Raw genomic sequence first — 18390 nt, 5'->3', positions numbered from 1 at the left:
GGTTTGCCGGGGTGGGACGGTTACCGCCGCCCCACCACGGGAACGGTGCCCCCACGCACGAACCCGCACCATCCAGGCCCAACCGGGCCCCTCCATATGGGCCCTCCCTTTCCGACACGTCCCGCACATCCGGACAGCCCCAGCCGCCATCCGGGACAATCTGCGCATTTGAACGCCTACGACAGCCAACTGCGCGCCCCGGGGAAAGGACGCGACGCCATGCCGGAGACCGCATCCACCACCCGGGCCCCGGACGCCCTCCTTCCGTCCCTGACGCCCCTGCTCCGCGAATGGCTGCCCCGGCAGCGCTGGTTCGCCGGAAAGGGGCGCCGGGTCACCGGATTCACGCTGGACGCGGCCACCGAGCTGCTGCCGCTGGACGGCGCCGGCCCCGGACTCCTCCACCTCCTGCTGCGGGTCGAGCAGCCCGGCCGCCCGGCCGGCGAACCCGCCGACTGCTACCAGATCCTCCTCGGCGTACGGAGCCAGCTGCCGCCCCGTCTCGCCCCCGCCCTCATCGGCCGTGTCCGGCAGGGTCCCCTGGCCGGCCGCGCCGTCTACGAGGGGCTGCGCGACCCGCGCCTCGCCGGACTCCTCTACGAACGGCTGCGCACCCCCGGCCGCACCGGGCCGCTCCGCTTCCACGCCACCCGCGCGCTGCCCGGGGCGCTCGCCCCCCGGGTCCTCGACGCCGAACAGTCCAACTCCTCGCTCGTCTTCGGCGACGCGTACATCCTGAAGATCTTCCGGCGGGTCAGCCCCGGCGCCAACCCGGACCTCGAACTGCCCCTCGCCCTCGGCCAGGCGGGGTGCGCCCGCGTCCCGGCCCCGGTCGCCTGGTTCGAGTCCGGGGCGGCGACGCTCGGCGTGCTCCAGCCGTACCTGCGGGACTCCCGCGACGGCTGGCGGCTCGCCCTCGACGCCCTCGCGGCCGGGCGGGACTTCACCGGCGAGGCGCGGGCGCTCGGCCGGGCCACCGCCGAGGTGCACCTCGCCCTCGCCGAGGCCCTGCCCACCCTGCGGCTGCCGCGCGCCGAGACCGAGGGCCTGGCCGCGGCGATGGACCGGCGGCTGCACGCCGCCGCCCAGGCCGTGCCCGCGCTGCTGCCCTACGTCCCCGGACTGCGGGCCGTCTTCGCGGCGGCCGGCGAGGCGGAGGGCGCGGGCACGGTGCAGCGCATCCACGGCGACCTGCACCTCGGGCAGACCCTGCGCGGCTCCGACGGCGCCTGGGCGGTCATCGACTTCGAGGGCGAGCCGGCCAAGCCGCTCGACGAGCGGCGCCGCCCGCAGCCCACCGTCCGCGACGTCGCCGGCATGCTCCGCTCCTTCGACTACGCGGCCCGCACCCACCGGCCGTGGAACGCCGACTGGGCGGCCCGCTGCCGGGCCGCGTACTGCACCGGCTACGCGGAGGTCTCCGGCGCGGACCCCCGCACCGACCCGGCGCTGCTGCGCGCCTACGAGACCGACAAGGCGGTGTACGAGGTCGTCTACGAGGCCCGGCACCGCCCCGACTGGCTCCCCGTGCCCATGTCCGCCATCCACCGTCTCGCCACCTCCCGGTGAGCGGACGGCACCCGGACGGCGGAACACCTCCGCCGGACGGGCGGCTCCGGACGGGCGAGATGGCCCGTTCGGCGGAGTGTCCTGGCGCCCGGCACGGGAGTTGCCTATTTCGTACCCTTTTCGACGTTTCAGGAGGCTACCGGTGACCGCCAAGACGCCCCGCACGGCGCCCCCGATCGACCCCGGCGAGCGCGCGCGGCTGCTCGCCGGGGAGCACCACGATCCGCACGCGCTGCTCGGCGCCCACCCGGTGAAGGGCGGCGTCGTCCTCCGGGCGCTCCGCCCCTGGGCCCGCGCGGTCACGGCCGTCCTGCCGAAGGGGCGGACGGTCGAGCTGCGCCACGAGGGCGACGGCCTGTTCTCGGCGCTGGTGCCGCTGCTGCGGAAGGTCCCCGCGTACGAGCTCCGCGTGCGGTACGACGACGGGCCGGAGCTCGTCGTCCAGGACCCGTACCGGCACCTGCCCTCGCTGGGCGAGCTGGACCTGCACCTGATCGGCGAGGGCCGGCACGAGGAGCTGTGGACGGCGCTGGGCTCCCGGGTGATGACCCACGGCGGGGTGCGGGGCACCCGCTTCGCCGTGTGGGCGCCGAACGCCCGGGGCGTCCGCGTCACCGGTGACTTCGTCCACTGGGACGGGACCGGTCTGCCGATGCGCTCGCTCGGCTCGACCGGCGTCTGGGAGCTGTTCGTGCCCGGGATCGGGGAGGGGGCGGTCTACAAGTACGACATCACCCGCCCCGACGGCTCGCACACCGTGCGCGCCGACCCGATGGCCCGGCGCACCGAGTGCCCGCCGGACACCGCCTCGATCGTCACCGAGTCGCACTACGAGTGGTCCGACCAGGAGTGGATGGAGCGGCGCGGCGCCCGCCCGCCGCACGAGGCGCCGATCTCGGTGTACGAGGTCCACCTGCCGTCCTGGCGGCCCGGGTTGACCTACCGGCAGCTCGCCGAGGAACTGCCCGCGTACGTACGGGAGATGGGCTTCACCCACGTGGAGTTCATGCCGGTCACCGAGCACCCGTTCGGCGGCTCCTGGGGCTACCAGGTCACCGGCTTCTACGCGCCGACCGCCCGGCTGGGCACCCCGGACGACTTCAAGTACCTGGTGGACGCGCTGCACCGGGCGGGGATCGGCGTGCTGATGGACTGGGTGCCGGCCCACTTCCCGAAGGACGACTGGGCGCTCGCCGAGTTCGACGGGCGTCCGCTGTACGAGCACGCGGACCCGCGCCGCTCGCACCACCCGGACTGGGGGACGCTGGAGTTCGACTACGGCCGCAAGGAGGTGCGGAACTTCCTGGTGGCCAACGCGGTGTACTGGTGCCAGGAGTTCCACGTCGACGGCCTGCGGGTGGACGCGGTGGCGTCGATGCTCTACCTCGACTACTCGCGGGAGTACGGCGAGTGGCTGCCGAACGAGTACGGCGGCCGGGAGAACCTGGACGCGGTCGCCTTCCTCCAGGAGATGAACGCCACCGTCTACCGCCGCTGCCCCGGCATCGTCACCTTCGCCGAGGAGTCGACGGCCTGGGACGGGGTGACCCGGGCGACGGACGTGGTCGGTCCGGGCGGCTTCGGCGGGCTCGGCTTCGGCATGAAGTGGAACATGGGCTGGATGCACGACTCGCTCCAGTACATGGAGAAGGAGCCGGTGCACCGCAAGTACCACCACCACGAGATGACCTTCTCGATGGTGTACGCGTACAGCGAGAACTACATCCTGCCGATCTCGCACGACGAGGTGGTGCACGGCAAGCGGGCGCTGGTGTCGAAGATGCCCGGCGACTGGTGGCAGCGGCGCGCCAACCACCGCGCCTACCTGGGCTTCATGTGGGCCCACCCGGGCAAGCAACTGCTCTTCATGGGGCAGGAGTTCGCGCAGGGCGCGGAGTGGTCCGCGGACCACGGGCCGGAGTGGTGGCTGCTCGACCCGGAGTACGGCGCCGCGGCCGACCACCGGGGCGTGAAGGACCTGGTGCGGGACCTGAACCGGGTCTACACGGCGACGCCCTCGCTGTGGGAGCGGGACACCGCGCCGGAGGGCTTCGAGTGGGTGACCGGGGACGCGGCCGACGACAACGTCCTCGCCTTCCTCCGCTACGACGCCTTCGGCTCGCCGCTGCTCGCCGTCTGCAACTTCTCGCCCGTCGTCCGGCACGACTACCGGCTCGGCGTGCCGGACGCCTTCGCCGCCTGGGGCGAGGTGCTGAACACGGACGCGGCGCGGTACGGCGGGTCGGACGTGGTCGGCACCGACCCGGTGAAGACCGAGTCGGTGCCCTGGCACGGGCGGGCGGCCAGCGTCCGGATGACGCTGCCGCCGCTCGCGACGGTCTGGCTCAGGCCCGCCTGACGATCCCGAGCCGCTGGGTGGCCCGGGTCAGCGCCACGTACAGGTCGTTCGTGCCGTGCGGGGCGCCGGCCCGGATGCCGTCCGGGTCGACGACGAGGACGGTGTCGAACTCGAGGCCCTTCGCCTGCCGGGGGTCGAGCAGGACCACCGGCCGGGTGAGGTCGGGCGCCGGCCCGTGCGCGGCGTCGGGGAGGGCCGCGGCCAGGGCCGGCAGCAGCTCCGGCGGCGCGATCACGGCGAGCCGGCCCTCGGCGCCCCGTTCGGCGGCGACCGCGTCGGCGGTCTCCTTCACCGGGTCCTCCACCGTCCGGTCCCACGGCTCGACGCCGGTGGAGCGGACCGAGCCGGGCGGCTCGAAGTGCGGGTCGTCGGCCCGGCGGACGGCGGCGGCGACCGCCATGATCTCGGCGGGCGTGCGGTAGTTGACCCCGAGCCGCACGTGCTGCCAGCGGTCCTGCACGTACGGGGCGAGGATCGCGTCCCACGCGCCGACGCCGGCCGGGTCGCCGGTCTGGGCCGGGTCGCCGACCAGGGTCATCGAGCGGGTGGGGCTGCGGCGCATCAGCAGCCGCCACTGCATCGCGGACAGCTCCTGCGCCTCGTCGACGATGATGTGGCCGAAGGCCCAGGTGCGGTCGGCGGCGGCCCGCTCGGCGGCGGTGCGGTGGTCGGCCTCCTCGTGCCGTTCGGCGAACCGCTCGGCGTCGATGATGTCGTGCGCGGACAGCACCTCGGAGGCGTCCTCGTCCAGCTCCTCCTTGTCCTCGAACTCGTAGGTCCGGGAGGCGAAGGAGACGTCGAGGACGCCCTGCGCGTACTGCACCTGCCGCTGCCGTTCGGCCTCCTGCGCGGCCCGCTCGGCGGAGTCGTCGCGGCCGAGCAGCTCGGCGGCCTCGTCCAGCAGCGGCACGTCGCCCGGGGTCCAGGCGCCGCCGTCGCGGCGGATCGCCGCCGCGTCCTCCTCGGGCAGGTGGGTGGGCTCGGCGAGGTAGTCCGCGAGGAAGTCCTCGGGGGTGAGCTCCGGCCAGAGGGTGTCGATCGCGGCGTGCACGTCGGGGTTGGCGGCGATGCCCTTGGCGAGCAGCGCGATGTCGTCGGGGCCGAGGAAGTTGGGGCCGCCGTACGGGTCGGCGCCGATGCGGTCGGCAAGCTGCGCGGCGAGCGCGTCGAGGATCCGGAAGACGAAGTACGGGCGGGCGAGGTTGTGCGGGAGGGCGGTCTCGCGGGCCTTGTGGCGGGCCTCCAGGGCCATGTCCCAGTCGATGACCAGGTCGCCGTCCTCGTGCGGGACGACGAGCGGCGCCCCGCGCTCGGGGACCTGCTGCCGGTCGCGTACGGCCTCCGCCAGCGCGGCGGCCATCCGGGCGTCGCCCTTCACGGCGGCGGCGCGCGGGGTGTCGGTGCCGGTGGCGCGGACGCCGGGGTACAGCTCGCCGGGGGTGGCGAGGAGGACGCCGGTCTCGCCGAGCGAGGGCAGCACGTTCCCGATGTAGCCGAGGAACGCCGGGTTGGGGCCGACGATGAGGACGGCCCGCCGGGCGAGCTGGTCGCGGTGGGCGTAGAGCAGGTACGCGGCGCGGTGCAGGGCGACGGCGGTCTTGCCGGTGCCCGGGCCGCCCTCGACGACGAGGACGCCGGTGTGCGGGGAGCGGATGATGGCGTCCTGCTCGGCCTGGATGGTCTGCACGATGTCGTGCATGCGGCCGGTGCGGGCGGCGTCGAGCGCGGCCAGCAGCACCTCGTCGGCGTCCCGGCCCTCGTGCCCGGAGCGGGTGCGGTCGGCCAGGTCCAGGACCTCGTCGTGCAGCGAGACGACCTCGCGGCCCTTCGTGGTGATGTGCCGGCGGCGGGTGAGGCCCATCGGCTCGTGGCCGGTGGCGAGGTAGAACGGGCGGGCGACGTCGGCGCGCCAGTCGACGACCAGCGGGGTGCGCTGGGGGTCGTCCTCGCGCAGGCCGATGCGTCCGATGTGGTGGTCGCGCCCGTCCCGGAAGACGAGGCGGCCGAAGCAGAGGCCGGTCTCGCCGGCGTTGAAGGCGGCGAGCAGCCCCGACTGCTCGGCCACCATGATGTCCCGCTCCAGGCGCGACTGCGCGCTTCCGGTCCCGGGCGTCCTGAGCGCGTCGCCGACGGCGGCCTCGGCCCGGTCCCTCAGGTCGTCGAGCCGCGCGTAGAGCGAGGTGATGAATTTCTGCTCTTCCCGAATTGGCTCGGTTGACAATTCGACTCCCAGCGCGATACAGTGCCTTTAGTGAAATGCTCCGTGAATTCGTCGTGAATGCGCCGACGAACAAACGGAATTCACCAATATAGGCGCCGCACCACCCCGACTGTCAATTCAGCCGGGGTTTTTTCGTGTCCGCGGGAGGCCGCTCTCAGGCTCCGGTGTGCCGCAGGACCGCCTCCGCCAGCGGCGCGTGCACCTGCGGCGGCAGGGCGTGGCCCATGCCGGGGATCTCCGCGATCCGGGCGCCGCGGATCACCTGGGCGAGGTGGTCGGCGTGCGGGGGCGGGGCGACCGGTTCGGCCGGGGCGGCGATCACCAGGACGGGCACCTCGGTCGCGGCCAGTTCCTCGGTGCGCAGGAGCCCGGAGGCGTCCGCGAGGGCGTGGGCGGTGGCGGGCCGGTGGTGTCCGGTGTGCGCGACGACCGCCCGCTCCTGGGCGCGGAACCACTCGGCGTCGAACGGCAGCGCGTCGCCGGCCAGGGCCCGCCAGTGCGCGACCCGGTGGTCCAGTTCCGCCTCCAGGTCCCGCTCCTCCGCGGGCCGGGACCAGAACTCCAGGAGCCGCCGCGAGGGTCCGGGAAGCTCCTCGGCCGGCACCCGGGTGCCGTCGGGGCGGACGTACGGGGTGGTGCTGAGCGCGCTGGTGCCGATCAGGGTGGCGCTCAGCAGCCGGTCCGGGTGGTCGGCGACCAGCAGCTGGCCGAGGAGCCCGCCCAGGGACATGCCGACGACATGGGCCCGGTCCGCCCCGAAGGCGTCCAGGACGGCGACCGCGTCGACGGCCAGCCGGGCGAGCGGATAGGGCCGCTCGTCGAACGCCCAGGTGGAGCGGCCGGTGTCGCGGTGGTCGTAGCGGATCACCCGGTGGCGCTCGGCGAGCAGCGCCACCAGCTCGTCGGGCCAGGCCCGCCCGGACGCCAGCGCGCCCATGACGAGCAGCAGCGGCGGGGCGTCCGCGTCGCCGTGCTCCTCGGCCCAGAGCCGTACGCCCGGCTCCACGTCCACGAACCGTTCCCGCGCCATGCCGCTCTCCTCACACCGTTCAACAAGACGAGACGTATCGTATCGCCATGGCACCGGGGAACGTCAACCCCAGTACGGCACGAAGGCCCTCGACGGGGGTCGAGGGCCTGGCGGGCGGGTTCCTCCCGGTGCCCGGATCCGGCTCAAGGCCCGGGTCCCGGGAGGAGGTGCGGGGCGGTCAGACGCCGGCGCGGGCGCGCTCCTCACCCTGGTCGCGCGGGTCCGGCACGGCCGCGGGGGCCTCACCGGCGTGGTCGTCCACGAACGTCTTCTCGTCGAAGGGGAACTTCCCCGCCAGGACCTCCGTCACCCGCGTCCGGTCGATCTCCTTCGTCCAGGTGCCGACGAGCACGGTCGCGACGGCGTTGCCGGCGAAGTTGGTGAGGGCGCGGGCCTCGCTCATGAAGCGGTCGATGCCGACGATCAGGCCGACGCCGTCGACCAGGTCCGGGCGGTGCGACTGGAGGCCGCCGGCGAGGGTGGCGAGTCCGGCGCCGGTGACGCCCGCGGCACCCTTCGAGGCGATGATCATGAAGACGAGCAGCGAGATCTGCTCGCCGACGGAGAGCGGGTCGCCCATCGCCTCGGCGACGAACAGCGAGGCCATCGTGAGGTAGATGGCGGTGCCGTCCAGGTTGAAGGAGTAGCCGGTGGGGACGGTGATGCCGACGACCGGCTTGGAGACGCCCAGGTGCTCCATCTTGGCGATCAGGCGGGGCAGCGCGGACTCGGACGACGACGTCGACAGGATGAGCAGGAACTCGCGGCCCAGGTACTTCAGCAGCGACCAGATGTTCACGCCGGCGACCAGCCGGAGCAGCGCGCCGAGGACGACGAAGACGAAGAGGGCGCAGGTCACGTAGAAGCCGATCATGATGACGGCGAGCGACTTCAGGGCGTCGAGGCCGGTCGCGCCGACGACGGCGGCGATGGCGCCGAAGGCGCCGACCGGGGCCGCCCACATGATCATGGAGAGGATCCGGAAGACGAGCCGCTGGATGTGCCCGATGCCGCGCAGCACCGGCTCGCCGGCCGGGCCCATCGCCTGGAGCGCGAAGCCCGCGAGGAGCGCGACGAGGAGGGTCTGGAGGACCTCGCCCCCGGTGAAGGCGGAGACCAGGGTGGTCGGGATGATCCCGAGCAGGAAGTCGGCGGTGCCCTCGCTCGCGCCCTCCGCCTGCTGGGCACCCGCCTCGGCCAGCTCCTTGGTGAGGTGGAGGCCGGAGCCGGGCTCCAGGAGGTTGCCGACGACGAGGCCGATCGCGAGTGCGACGGTCGACATCACCATGAAGTAGCCGAGCGCGAGGCCGCCGACGGCCCCCACCTTGGCGGCCTTGCGGACCGAGCCGACGCCCAGCACGATCGTGCAGAAGATGATCGGCGAGATCATCATCTTGATCAGGTTCACGAAGCCGGTGCCCAGCGGCTTCAGCTCGACGGCCACGCCGGGGGCGAGGAAGCCGACGCCGACGCCGAGCAGGACGGCGCCGATCACGGCCAGATACAGATAGTGGGTACGGTCCCGGCGTGCGGCCACGGGGTCCTCCTCGTGCTGATGGGTGTCCACGTCCCGGTGGACTCCGCGACTATCCATCAGCCTGTGACCCGGGTCACCGTTGCGTGCGTTTCGTTCATGGCCGAAACGTCACCGGGCCGCCCGCGCGGGGAACGATTCGGGAACGCAATGCACCGGAGCAAATCCCGGCGTGCACACTTGCTCGCATGCGTCTCCCGCTCCTCCGCCCCCTCCCCCGGCCGCGGCCCCGCAGCCTGGCCGGCCAGCTCTTCGCGATGCAGGTCGTGCTGATGGCCGCGGTCGTGGCCGGCTGCGCGGTCTTCGCGTACGTCACCGACCGGGCGCAGGCCGAGGAGACCGCCCGCCGACAGTCCACCGCCACCGCGACGGCCGTCGCCGGCTCGCCGTCCGTGGTGGCGGCGGCCCGCACCGCCGACCCGTCCGCCGCGCTCCAGCCGTACGCGGAGCAGCTGCGGCGCCGCGCCGACGTGGCGTTCGTGGTGATCATGGCGCCGGACGGCACCCGGTGGACGCACCCGGACCCGGGGCGGATCGGCCGCCCCTACCTCGGGCACATCGAACCCGCGGTCCGCGGCGGCACCTTCTCGGAGACGTACCCCGGCACGCTCGGGCCGTCGGTGCGGACGGTCACCCCGGTCCTCGACGGGGAGCGGGTGGTCGCCCTGGTCAGCGCGGGCATCACCATCGAGCGGATCAGCGCGCAGGTACGCGAGCAGGTGGCCGCGCTGCTCGGGATGGCCGGAGCCGCGCTGGCGCTGGGCGGCGCCGGCACGTACGTGATCAACGCGCGGCTGCGCCGGCACACCCACGGGATGAACGCCGCCGAGCTGAGCCGGATGCACGACTACCACGAGGCCGCGCTGCACGCGGTGCGGGAGGGCCTGGTGATGCTCGACGGGCGGCGCCGGATCGCGCTCATCAACGACGGGGCCCGCACGCTCCTCGGCCTCGACGAGGGGGTGATCGGCCGGTCGCCCGCCGAACTCGGGCTGCCGGCGCCGCTGACCGGAGCGCTGCTCTCCTCGGAGCCGCGGGTGGACGAGACCCATCTGACCGACGACCGGGTCCTCGTCGTCAACACCCGCCCGGTGGTGGGCGGGGAGCGGCGCGGCACCGTCGTCACCCTCCGGGACCGCACCGAACTCCAGGCGCTGTCCGGCGAACTGGACTCGCAGCGCGGGTTCACGGAGGCGCTGCGCTCGCAGGCGCACGAGGCCGCGAACCGGCTCCACACGGTGGTGTCGCTGATCGAACTCGGGCGGGTGGCCGAGGCGGTGGAGTTCGCGACCGCCGAACTGGAGCTGGCGCAGGCGCTCACCGACCGGGTCGTGGACGCGGTCGGCGAACCGGTCCTCGCGGCGCTGCTGCTCGGCAAGGCGGCGCAGGCCAACGAGCGGGGCGTCGAGCTGGTCCTCACCGAGGACAGCCGGATCGACGACGGGCTGCTCCCGCCGGCGCTCGGGCCCCGGGACCTGGTGACGGTCCTCGGCAACCTCGTGGACAACGCGGTCGAGGCGGCCGGCGGCACCCCGCACGCGCGCGTGACGGTCACCGTCGCCGCACGCGCGGGCGACGGCGAGCTGCTGCTCCGGGTCGACGACAGCGGGCCCGGCGTCCGCCCCGCCGACCGGGACGCGGTGCTCGGGCGGGGCTGGTCCACCCGGGGTCCGGGCCGCGGGCTCGGGCTGGCGCTGGTGCGGCAGGCCGTCGTCCGCGCGTCCGGCACGCTCACCGTGGACGAGGCGCCGGAGGGCGGCGCCCGCTTCACGGTCCGCGTCCCCCTCCCCCGTACCGCCGCCGCGACGGGAGGCGGGGCGTGACCGGGCCGCAGGACATCCGGGTGCTGGTGGTCGAGGACGACCCCGTCGCCGCCGACGCGCACGCGCTGTACGCCGGGCGGGTGGAGGGCTTCCGGGTGGTGGGGGTGGCGCACTCGCGGGCCGCGGCGGTACGGCTCCTCGACCGGACGCCCGTGGACCTCATCCTGCTCGACCTCTACCTGCCGGACGGGCACGGGCTCGCCCTGCTGCGGGCGCTGCGGGCCGCCGGGCACGGGGCCGACGTCATCGCGGTCACCTCGGCGCGCGACCTGGCGGTGGTGCGCGAGGGCGTGTCGCTCGGGGTGGTCCAGTACGTCCTCAAGCCCTTCGCCTTCGCCACCCTGCGGGACCGGCTGGTCCGGTACGCCGAGTTCCGGGGCGCGGCCGGCGAGGCGTCCGGGCAGGACGAGGTCGACCGGGCGCTCGCCGCGCTGCGGGCCCCGCGGCCGGCGACGCTGCCGAAGGGGCTGAGCGGGCCGACGCTGGAGGCGGTCACCCGCTCGCTGCGCGAGGCGCCGGCCGGGCTGACCGCCGCCGAGGCGGGGACGGCGGTCGGCATCTCGCGGATCACCGCCCGCCGCTATCTGGAGCACCTGGTCACGGAGGGGCGGGCGGTGCGGGCCCCGCAGTACGGGCAGATCGGCCGCCCGGAGCTCCAGTACCGCTGGCGCGCGGCCCGCTGACGGGGCGGTCTTCCGGTGACCGGACGTCACGCACCGATTACCGACCGGTTCCCACCTTCCTCCAGGCTCTGGCCTCGGATGAACGCACCGTAGCCATCCGTCACTGCGCGCACCTACCGTGGCGTGGTGCACCATCCCTCTCCACCCTTCGACGCCCCGGCCGCCCGCCGCCTGCGCCAGGGACTCGGCATGGCCCCGAACCACGTCGCGTACGGCCTGCGGGCGCAGTACGGCCTCCCCGTCACGCCCGACACCGTCGCCGCCTGGGAACGCGGCACCCTCGCGCCGAGCGAACAGGAGCTGACCGCCCTCGCGGGCGTCCTGTGGTGCTCGCCCGCCGACCTGATCGCCGTCGCCTCCACCCTGCGGGAGCACCGGATGGCGCGCGGACTGTCCGTGGAGGAGCTGGCCCGGCAGGTCGGCGTCGCCGCGCACGCGTACCGCCGGATGGAGGACGAGGGCCGCTGGAAGGGCACCGAGCGGCAGACGGCCGCGCTCGCCCAGGTCCTCGGCCTCGGCCCGCGCGCGCTGATCACCGCCACCGGCGGCGACGCCGGCCTCGCGGAACTGCTCCGGGACGCGGCGACGACCCGCTGGCAGGCGTACGTGAAACCGGCGGTGCGGATGCTGCCGCTGCCCCGGCGCGTGGTGGAGCCGGCGCTCGCCCGGCTGCACGCCGAGTACCACGCCCGCATGGCGGCGACGTCCAGCTGGGGCGCCTCGGGCGCCACCGGCGACGAGGGCCGGGCCTACCTGGAGGCGATCACCGACCACTTCTGGGCGGCCGTCGGGCACTAGCCGTCCCTTCCGGGGAAGAGAGGGCCGAGGTCCCGGGAAAGAGACGACGGAGGTCCCGCCGTGCGGGACCTCCGTCCAGGGGGGCGGGGAGCGGTCAGAAGACCGACTCGGCCTCCCGGATCCGGTCCGCCGGGACCGTCTTGAGCTGGGTGACGGCCTCCGCCAGCGGCACCATCTTCACGTCGGTGCCGCGCAGCGCGGTCATGTTGCCGAAGTCGCCGCGGTGCACGGCCTCCACCGCGTGCCAGCCGAAGCGGGTGGCGAGGACGCGGTCGTACGCGGTCGGGGTGCCGCCACGCTGGACGTGGCCGAGGATGACCGGCCGGGCCTCCTTGCCGAGGCGCCGCTCCAGCTCGTACGCGAGGGCGGTGCCGATGCCCTGGAAGCGCTCGTGGCCGAACTGGTCGATCTCGCCCTTGCCGTAGTCCATCGTGCCGTCGGCGGGGTGGGCGCCCTCGGCGACGCAGATGACGGCGAACTTCTTGCCGCGGGCGAACCGCTCCTCGACCATCTTGACCAGGTCGGCCGGGTCGAAGGGGCGCTCGGGGAGGCAGATGCCGTGGGCGCCGCCGGCCATGCCGGACTCCAGCGCGATCCAGCCGGCGTGGCGGCCCATCACCTCGACGACCATCACCCGCTGGTGGGACTCGGCGGTGGTCTTCAGCCGGTCCATCGCCTCGGTGGCGACGCCGACGGCGGTGTCGAAGCCGAAGGTGCGGTCGGTCGACGAGATGTCGTTGTCGATGGTCTTGGGGACGCCGACCACCGGCACGCCGGCGTCGGAGAGCATCCGGGCGGCGGTCAGGGTGCCCTCGCCGCCGATCGGGATGAGGGCGTCGAAGCCGCTCTTCTCGACGAGCGCCTTGGCGTTGTCGCAGGCCGCGGCGAAGCGGTCGCGCTCCAGCCGGGACGAGCCGAGGATGGTGCCGCCGCGGGCGAGGATGCCGCTGACGGCGTTGAGGTCGAGGGGGCGGTAGCGGCCGTCGAGGAGTCCGGCGTAGCCGTCCTCGAAGCCGATGACCTCGTCGCCGTAGTTGGTCACGGCCCGGTGCACGACCGACCGGATCACTGCGTTCAGGCCTGGGCAGTCGCCGCCTGCGGTGAGGACTCCGATGCGCATCGTGCTGTGTCTCCTGCTCGGTCGCGGTCCGTTCAAGCCGTCTCGATTCTCCCACGGACGGTGCGTCCGGGCCGCTCGCCGCCGCTCCGCGCGTGCCGGGAACGGGGCCGAACGGGGGCTTTCGTCCCCCCGGGAAGGTCTTTCGTACAGCGGGCGACCTATCCAGGTGCGGGGGTATTGTCAAGGGGGTAATGCCGCCCTATCGGCTTCTTTTCGGGGCCGGGGGTTGACGCAGGGCGAGGGCCGGGTCCCACGGCGGGCCGGGCCCTCACGCAGGACGGCCCGTCCGCGGGACGGGCCCCTTCCGCAGGACTGGACAGGAGACCACGGCGTGACGCGCAGCGTGTACGTGACCGGGATCGACCGCGGGGACGGCCGCCAGGTCGTCGAGCTGGGAGTCATGGAGCTCCTCACCCGGCAGGTGGACCGGGTGGGGGTGTTCCGCCCCCTGGTGCACGACGGCCCCGACCGCCTCTTCGACCTGCTGCGCAGCCGCTACCGGCTGACCCAGGACCCCTCCGCGGTCTACGGCATGGACTACCAGGAGGCGTCCGCGCTCCAGGCCGAGCAGGGCACCGACGAACTGGTCTCCCGGCTGGTCGACCGCTTCCACGCGGTCGCCCGCGACTACGACGTCGTCCTCGTCCTCGGCACCGACTTCGCCGCCACCCAGCTCCCCGACGAGCTGGCCCTCAACGCCCGCCTGGCCAACGAGTTCGGCGCCTCCGTCATCCCCGTCGTCGGCGGCAAGGGCCAGCCCGCCGAGTCCGTGCGCGCCGAGGCCCGCAACGCCTTCCGCGCCTACGACGGCCTCGGCTGCGACGTGCTCGCCATGGTCGTCAACCGGGTGGCGGCCGAGGACCGCGAGACGATCGCCGAGCGGCTGACCGTCCGCCTCCCCGTGCCCTGCTACGTCCTGCCGGACGAGCCCGCGCTCGCCGCGCCCACGGTCGCCCAGATCACCCACGCGCTCGGCGCGACCGTCGTCCTCGGCGACGACGCCGGCCTCGCCCGCGACGCCCTCGACTTCGTCTTCGGCGGCGCCATGCTGCCGAACTTCCTGGGCGCGCTGACCCCCGGCTGCCTCGTCGTCACCCCCGGGGACCGCGCCGACCTGGTCGTCGGCGCGCTCGCCGCCCACTCCGCCGGTACGCCCCCGATCGCCGGCGTCCTGCTCACCCTCGACGAGCGGCCCACCGACGCGATCCTCACCCTGGCCGCCCGGCTCGCGCCCGGCACCCCGGTGATCTCCGTCCCCGGCAACAGCTTCCCGACCGCCGCCGAGCTCTTCGCCCTGGAGGGCAAGCTGAACGCGGCCACCCCCCGCAAGGCGGAGACCGCCCTCGGCCTCTTCGAGCGGCACGTCGACACCGCCGACCTGCTCAAGCGGATCTCGGTGGCGCCCAGCGGCCGGGTCACCCCGATGATGTTCGAGCACGAGCTGCTGGAGCAGGCCCGGGCCGACCGCCGCCGGGTGGTGCTGCCCGAGGGCACCGAGGAGCGGGTGCTGCGCGCCGCCGACGTGCTGCTGCGCCGCGACGTCTGCGACCTCACCCTGCTCGGCGACGTCGAGGCCATCCGCAAGAAGGCCGCCGACCTGAGCGTGGACCTGCGCGACACCCAGCTGATCGACCCGCAGACCTCCGCGCTGCGGGACTCCTTCGCCGCGAAGTACGCGGCGCTGCGCGCCCACAAGGGCGTCACCGTGGAGCTCGCGTACGACGTCGTCTCGGACGTGAACTACTTCGGCACCCTGATGGTCCAGGAGGGCCTGGCCGACGGCATGGTCTCCGGCGCCGTGCACTCCACCGCCGCGACCATCCGCCCCGCCTTCGAGATCATCAAGACCAAGCCGGACGCCTCGATCGTCTCCTCGGTCTTCTTCATGTGCCTCGCCGACAAGGTGCTCGTGTACGGCGACTGCGCGGTCAACCCCGACCCGGACGCGGAGCAGCTGGCGGACATCGCCGTGCAGTCGGCGGCCACCGCGGCCCGCTTCGGCGTCGACCCGCGGATCGCGATGCTCTCGTACTCCACCGGCACCTCGGGCTCCGGCGCCGACGTCGACAAGGTCCGCGAGGCCACCAAGCTGGTCCGCGAGACCCACCCGGAGCTGCGGATCGAGGGCCCGATCCAGTACGACGCCGCCGTGGAGCCGTCCGTCGCGGCGACCAAGCTGCCGGACTCGGAGGTGGCCGGCCAGGCGACCGTGCTGATCTTCCCGGACCTCAACACCGGCAACAACACCTACAAGGCGGTGCAGCGTTCGGCCGGCGCCGTCGCCGTCGGCCCGGTCCTCCAGGGCCTGCGCAAGCCGGTCAACGACCTCTCGCGCGGCGCCCTCGTCAGCGACATCGTCAACACGGTCGCCATCACGGCGATCCAGTCCCAGGTCCCGACCCCGGCTCAGGAGCTCCCCGCATGACCGGCACCCCCACCCGCGTCCTCGTCCTCAACTCCGGCTCCTCGTCGGTGAAGTACCAGCTCCTCGACATGGCCGGCGGCGACCGGCTGGCGCAGGGGCTCGTCGAGCGGATCGGCGAGGACACCTCCCGGCTCGCGCACACCCCGCTCCGGGGAGGCGACGGCGCGCGGCGCGAGCGGACCGGTCCGATCCCGGACCACGCGGCGGCGCTGAAGGCGGTGGCCGAGGAGCTGGCGGCGGACGGGCTCGGCCTGGACTCCCCCGAGCTGGCCGCGATCGGCCACCGGGTGGTGCACGGCGGGCTGCGCTTCACCGAGCCGACCGTCATCGACGACGCGGTGATCGCCGAGATCGAGCGGCTGGTGCCGGTGGCGCCGCTGCACAACCCGGCGAACCTGCTCGGCATCCGCACGGCCATGGCACTGCGCCCCGACCTGCCGCAGGTCGCCGTCTTCGACACCGCCTTCCACACCACGATGCCGGAGGCGGCGGCCCGGTACGCGATCGACGTGGAGACCGCCGACGCGCACCGGATCCGCCGCTACGGCTTCCACGGCACCTCGCACGCGTACGTGTCCCGGGCGACGGCGAAGCTGCTCGGCAAGGAACCCGAGGAGGTGAACGTGATCGTGCTGCACCTCGGCAACGGCGCCTCCGCCTCGGCGGTGCGCGGCGGGCGCTGCGTGGACACCTCGATGGGTCTGACCCCGCTGGAGGGCCTGGTCATGGGCACCCGCTCCGGAGACATCGACCCGGCGGTCACCTTCCACCTCAAGCGGGTGGCGGGCATGTCGGCGGACGAGATCGACGTCCTGCTCAACAAGCGGTCGGGGCTGGTGGGCCTCTGCGGCGACAACGACATGCGCGAGATCCGGCGCCGGGTCGACGAGGGCGACGAGCGGGCCGCGCTCGCCTTCGACATCTACGTCCACCGGCTGAAGAAGTACATCGGCGCCTACTACGCGGTGCTCGGCCGGGTCGACGCGGTCGTGTTCACCGCCGGCGTGGGCGAGAACGCGGCGCCGGTACGGGAGGCCGCCATCGCCGGCCTGGAGGAACTGGGCCTCGCCGTGGACGCCGGGCTCAACGCCGTGCGGTCCGGTGAACCCCGGGTGATCTCGCCCGAGTACGCCCGGGTGGCGGTCGCCGTGGTGCCGACCGACGAGGAGCTGGAGATCGCCCGCCAGACCTTCGAGCTGACGGCCGGAAAGGTGAACGCCTGAGCGGGCCCGCGCCCATTTGTACTTTCCGCCAGTCGGAATATTCCGCAGTGAAACAAACCGATAGGATCCGCCTCATGCGCCGTTCCAAAATCGTCTGCACGCTGGGCCCCGCCGTCGACTCGTACGAGCAGCTGAAGGCTCTCATCGAGGCCGGCATGAACGTGGCCCGATTCAACATGAGCCACGGGACCCAGGCAGAGCACCAGGAGCGGTACGACCGTCTCCGCAGGGCCGCCGCCGACACCGGCCGCGCCGTCGGTGTGCTGGCCGACCTCCAGGGCCCCAAGATCCGGCTGGAGACCTTCGCGGAGGGTCCGGTCGAACTGGTCCGCGGGGACGAGTTCACCATCACCACCGAGGACGTCCCCGGCGACAAGTCCATCTGCGGCACCACCTACAAGGGCCTCCCGGGCGACGTCTCCAAGGGCGACCAGGTCCTCATCAACGACGGCAACGTCGAGCTGCGGGTCGTCGAGATCGACGGCCCCCGGGTCAAGACGGTCGTCATCGAGGGCGGTGTCATCTCCGACCACAAGGGCATCAACCTGCCCGGTGCGGCGGTCAACGTCCCGGCCCTCTCCGAGAAGGACGTCGAGGACCTCCGCTTCGCGCTCCGCATGGGCTGCGACATGGTCGCGCTGTCCTTCGTGCGCGACGCCGCCGACGTCAAGGACGTGCACAAGGTGATGGACGAGGAGGGCCGCCGGGTCCCCGTCATCGCCAAGGTCGAGAAGCCGCAGGCCGTCGAGAACATGGCCGAGGTCGTCGCCGCCTTCGACGCCGTCATGGTCGCCCGCGGCGACCTCGCCGTCGAGTACCCGCTGGAGCGGGTCCCGATGGTGCAGAAGCGGCTCGTCGAGATGTGCCGCCGGAACGCCAAGCCGGTCATCGTCGCCACCCAGATGATGGAGTCGATGATCACCAACTCGCGTCCGACGCGCGCCGAGGCGAGCGACGTCGCCAACGCCATCCTGGACGGGGCCGACGCGGTCATGCTCTCCGCGGAGTCCTCCGTCGGCGCCTACCCGATCGAGACCGTCAAGACGATGTCGAAGATCGTCGCGGCGGCCGAGGAGGAGCTGCTCTCCAAGGGCCTCCAGCCCCTGGTCCCCGGCAAGAAGCCGCGCACCCAGGGCGGCTCCGTCGCCCGCGCGGCCTGCGAGATCGCCGACTTCCTCGGCGGCCAGGCGCTGATCGCCTTCACCCAGTCCGGCGACACGGCCCGCCGCCTCTCCCGCTACCGGGCGCAGCAGCCGATCCTCGCCTTCACGACGGACGAGAACACCCGCAACCAGCTCACCCTCAGCTGGGGCGTCGAGTCCTTCCTCGTCCCCTTCGTCGAGACCACCGACGCGATGGTCGACCTCGTCGACGCGGAGCTCCTGAAGCTCCAGCGCTACAACGAGGGCGACACCATGGTCATCACCGCCGGCTCCCCGCCCGGCGTCCCCGGCACCACCAACATGGTCCGCGTCCACCACCTGGGCAACGGCGAACGCGACTGACCCGCCGCCCCTCCTCCGCACAGACGGCCGGGGGGGGGCCCCCCCCCGGGGGGGGGCCCCCCCCCCGCGCAGGGGGGGGGCGCGGCCCCCCCCGCGGTAC

The 18390-nt window shown here is 73.7% G+C and carries 12 protein-coding genes; 8 read left to right on the top strand and 4 right to left on the bottom strand.

Annotated features, from left to right (window positions below; genetic code table 11):
* The first annotated feature begins 219 nt into the window (after nucleotides 1-219).
* Together ACFVQZ_RS09505 and glgB are read left to right on the top strand one after the other, a co-directional pair.
* The gene (locus tag ACFVQZ_RS09505) at nucleotides 220-1569 is read left to right on the top strand and encodes a maltokinase (RefSeq protein ID WP_383620821.1); all 1350 of its coding nucleotides are present in this window, start codon (nucleotides 220-222) and stop codon (nucleotides 1567-1569) included.
* Between the two features lie 142 nt (nucleotides 1570-1711).
* Nucleotides 1712-3928, top strand: coding sequence for a 1,4-alpha-glucan branching enzyme (glgB, locus tag ACFVQZ_RS09500; RefSeq protein ID WP_383620819.1), 2217 nt, complete (start codon nucleotides 1712-1714; stop codon nucleotides 3926-3928).
* Here glgB and ACFVQZ_RS09495 read toward each other — a convergent pair.
* From ACFVQZ_RS09495 to ACFVQZ_RS09485, 3 genes are all read right to left on the bottom strand, one after another.
* A complete protein-coding gene (locus ACFVQZ_RS09495) occupies nucleotides 3915-6149 on the bottom strand; it encodes a UvrD-helicase domain-containing protein (protein WP_030492548.1) in 2235 nt (744 codons plus the stop codon). The two genes, glgB and ACFVQZ_RS09495, sit on opposite strands and share 14 nt — an antisense overlap.
* Before the next feature lie 154 nt (nucleotides 6150-6303).
* A complete protein-coding gene (locus tag ACFVQZ_RS09490; protein ID WP_383620817.1) occupies nucleotides 6304-7179 on the bottom strand; it encodes an alpha/beta fold hydrolase in 876 nt (291 codons plus the stop codon).
* Nucleotides 7180-7357: 178 nt separating this feature from the next.
* Nucleotides 7358-8773: a cation:dicarboxylate symporter family transporter gene (locus ACFVQZ_RS09485; protein WP_383620815.1), complete on the bottom strand. Its 1416-nt coding sequence runs from the start codon at nucleotides 8771-8773 to the stop codon at nucleotides 7358-7360.
* Nucleotides 8774-8901: 128 nt separating this feature from the next.
* Between ACFVQZ_RS09485 and ACFVQZ_RS09480 the strand changes: the two genes are divergently transcribed.
* The 3 genes from ACFVQZ_RS09480 (at nucleotide 8902) to ACFVQZ_RS09470 (ending at nucleotide 12017) form a co-directional block, all read left to right on the top strand.
* Nucleotides 8902-10536 carry a sensor histidine kinase gene (locus tag ACFVQZ_RS09480; protein ID WP_030492551.1) on the top strand — a complete coding sequence of 545 codons (1635 nt, stop codon included), beginning with the start codon at nucleotides 8902-8904 and terminating at the stop codon, nucleotides 10534-10536.
* On the top strand, nucleotides 10533-11219 hold the full coding sequence (locus tag ACFVQZ_RS09475; protein ID WP_030492552.1) for a response regulator: 687 nt from the start codon (nucleotides 10533-10535) through the stop codon (nucleotides 11217-11219). Before ACFVQZ_RS09480 ends, ACFVQZ_RS09475 begins: the two co-directional genes overlap by 4 nt.
* Nucleotides 11220-11408: 189 nt before the next feature.
* On the top strand, nucleotides 11409-12017 hold the full coding sequence (locus tag ACFVQZ_RS09470; RefSeq protein ID WP_030492553.1) for a helix-turn-helix domain-containing protein: 609 nt from the start codon (nucleotides 11409-11411) through the stop codon (nucleotides 12015-12017).
* A gap of 94 nt (nucleotides 12018-12111) precedes the next feature.
* Here the strand turns inward: ACFVQZ_RS09470 and ACFVQZ_RS09465 are convergent, their stop codons facing one another.
* A complete protein-coding gene (locus tag ACFVQZ_RS09465; RefSeq protein WP_030492554.1) occupies nucleotides 12112-13137 on the bottom strand; it encodes a 6-phosphofructokinase in 1026 nt (341 codons plus the stop codon).
* A gap of 331 nt (nucleotides 13138-13468) precedes the next feature.
* On the opposite strand from ACFVQZ_RS09465, the gene pta reads away from it, so the two are divergent.
* The 3 genes from pta to pyk all read left to right on the top strand — a co-directional run bounded on the left by pta (nucleotide 13469) and on the right by pyk (nucleotide 18290).
* A complete protein-coding gene (pta, locus tag ACFVQZ_RS09460; RefSeq protein WP_383620811.1) occupies nucleotides 13469-15562 on the top strand; it encodes a phosphate acetyltransferase in 2094 nt (697 codons plus the stop codon).
* Nucleotides 15559-16785: an acetate kinase gene (locus ACFVQZ_RS09455; protein ID WP_383620809.1), complete on the top strand. Its 1227-nt coding sequence runs from the start codon at nucleotides 15559-15561 to the stop codon at nucleotides 16783-16785. Before pta ends, ACFVQZ_RS09455 begins: the two co-directional genes overlap by 4 nt.
* Before the next feature lie 74 nt (nucleotides 16786-16859).
* A complete protein-coding gene (gene pyk, locus ACFVQZ_RS09450; protein WP_383620807.1) occupies nucleotides 16860-18290 on the top strand; it encodes a pyruvate kinase in 1431 nt (476 codons plus the stop codon).
* The last annotated feature ends 100 nt before the right edge of the window (nucleotides 18291-18390 follow it).

Source organism: Streptomyces sp. NPDC057854, from assembly GCF_042797055.1.
In the GTDB taxonomy this organism is placed as follows: domain Bacteria; phylum Actinomycetota; class Actinomycetes; order Streptomycetales; family Streptomycetaceae; genus Streptomyces.
Note: the sequence above shows the minus strand (reverse complement) of the source record. Positions and strands in the feature narration are given on the sequence as shown.

What these genes read in the sequence shown, in the direction of transcription:
- pyk (WP_383620807.1), top strand. Translation starts at nt 16,860, where the DNA reads ATGCGCCGTTCCAAAATCGTCTGCACGCTGGGCCCCGCCGTCGACTCG.
- ACFVQZ_RS09465 (WP_030492554.1), bottom strand. Translation starts at nt 13,137, where the DNA reads ATGCGCATCGGAGTCCTCACCGCAGGCGGCGACTGCCCAGGCCTGAAC.
- ACFVQZ_RS09490 (WP_383620817.1), bottom strand. Translation starts at nt 7,179, where the DNA reads ATGGCGCGGGAACGGTTCGTGGACGTGGAGCCGGGCGTACGGCTCTGG.
- ACFVQZ_RS09505 (WP_383620821.1), top strand. Translation starts at nt 220, where the DNA reads ATGCCGGAGACCGCATCCACCACCCGGGCCCCGGACGCCCTCCTTCCG.
- ACFVQZ_RS09455 (WP_383620809.1), top strand. Translation starts at nt 15,559, where the DNA reads ATGACCGGCACCCCCACCCGCGTCCTCGTCCTCAACTCCGGCTCCTCG.
- ACFVQZ_RS09470 (WP_030492553.1), top strand. Translation starts at nt 11,409, where the DNA reads ATGGCCCCGAACCACGTCGCGTACGGCCTGCGGGCGCAGTACGGCCTC.
- ACFVQZ_RS09480 (WP_030492551.1), top strand. Translation starts at nt 8,902, where the DNA reads ATGCGTCTCCCGCTCCTCCGCCCCCTCCCCCGGCCGCGGCCCCGCAGC.
- ACFVQZ_RS09485 (WP_383620815.1), bottom strand. Translation starts at nt 8,773, where the DNA reads ATGGATAGTCGCGGAGTCCACCGGGACGTGGACACCCATCAGCACGAG.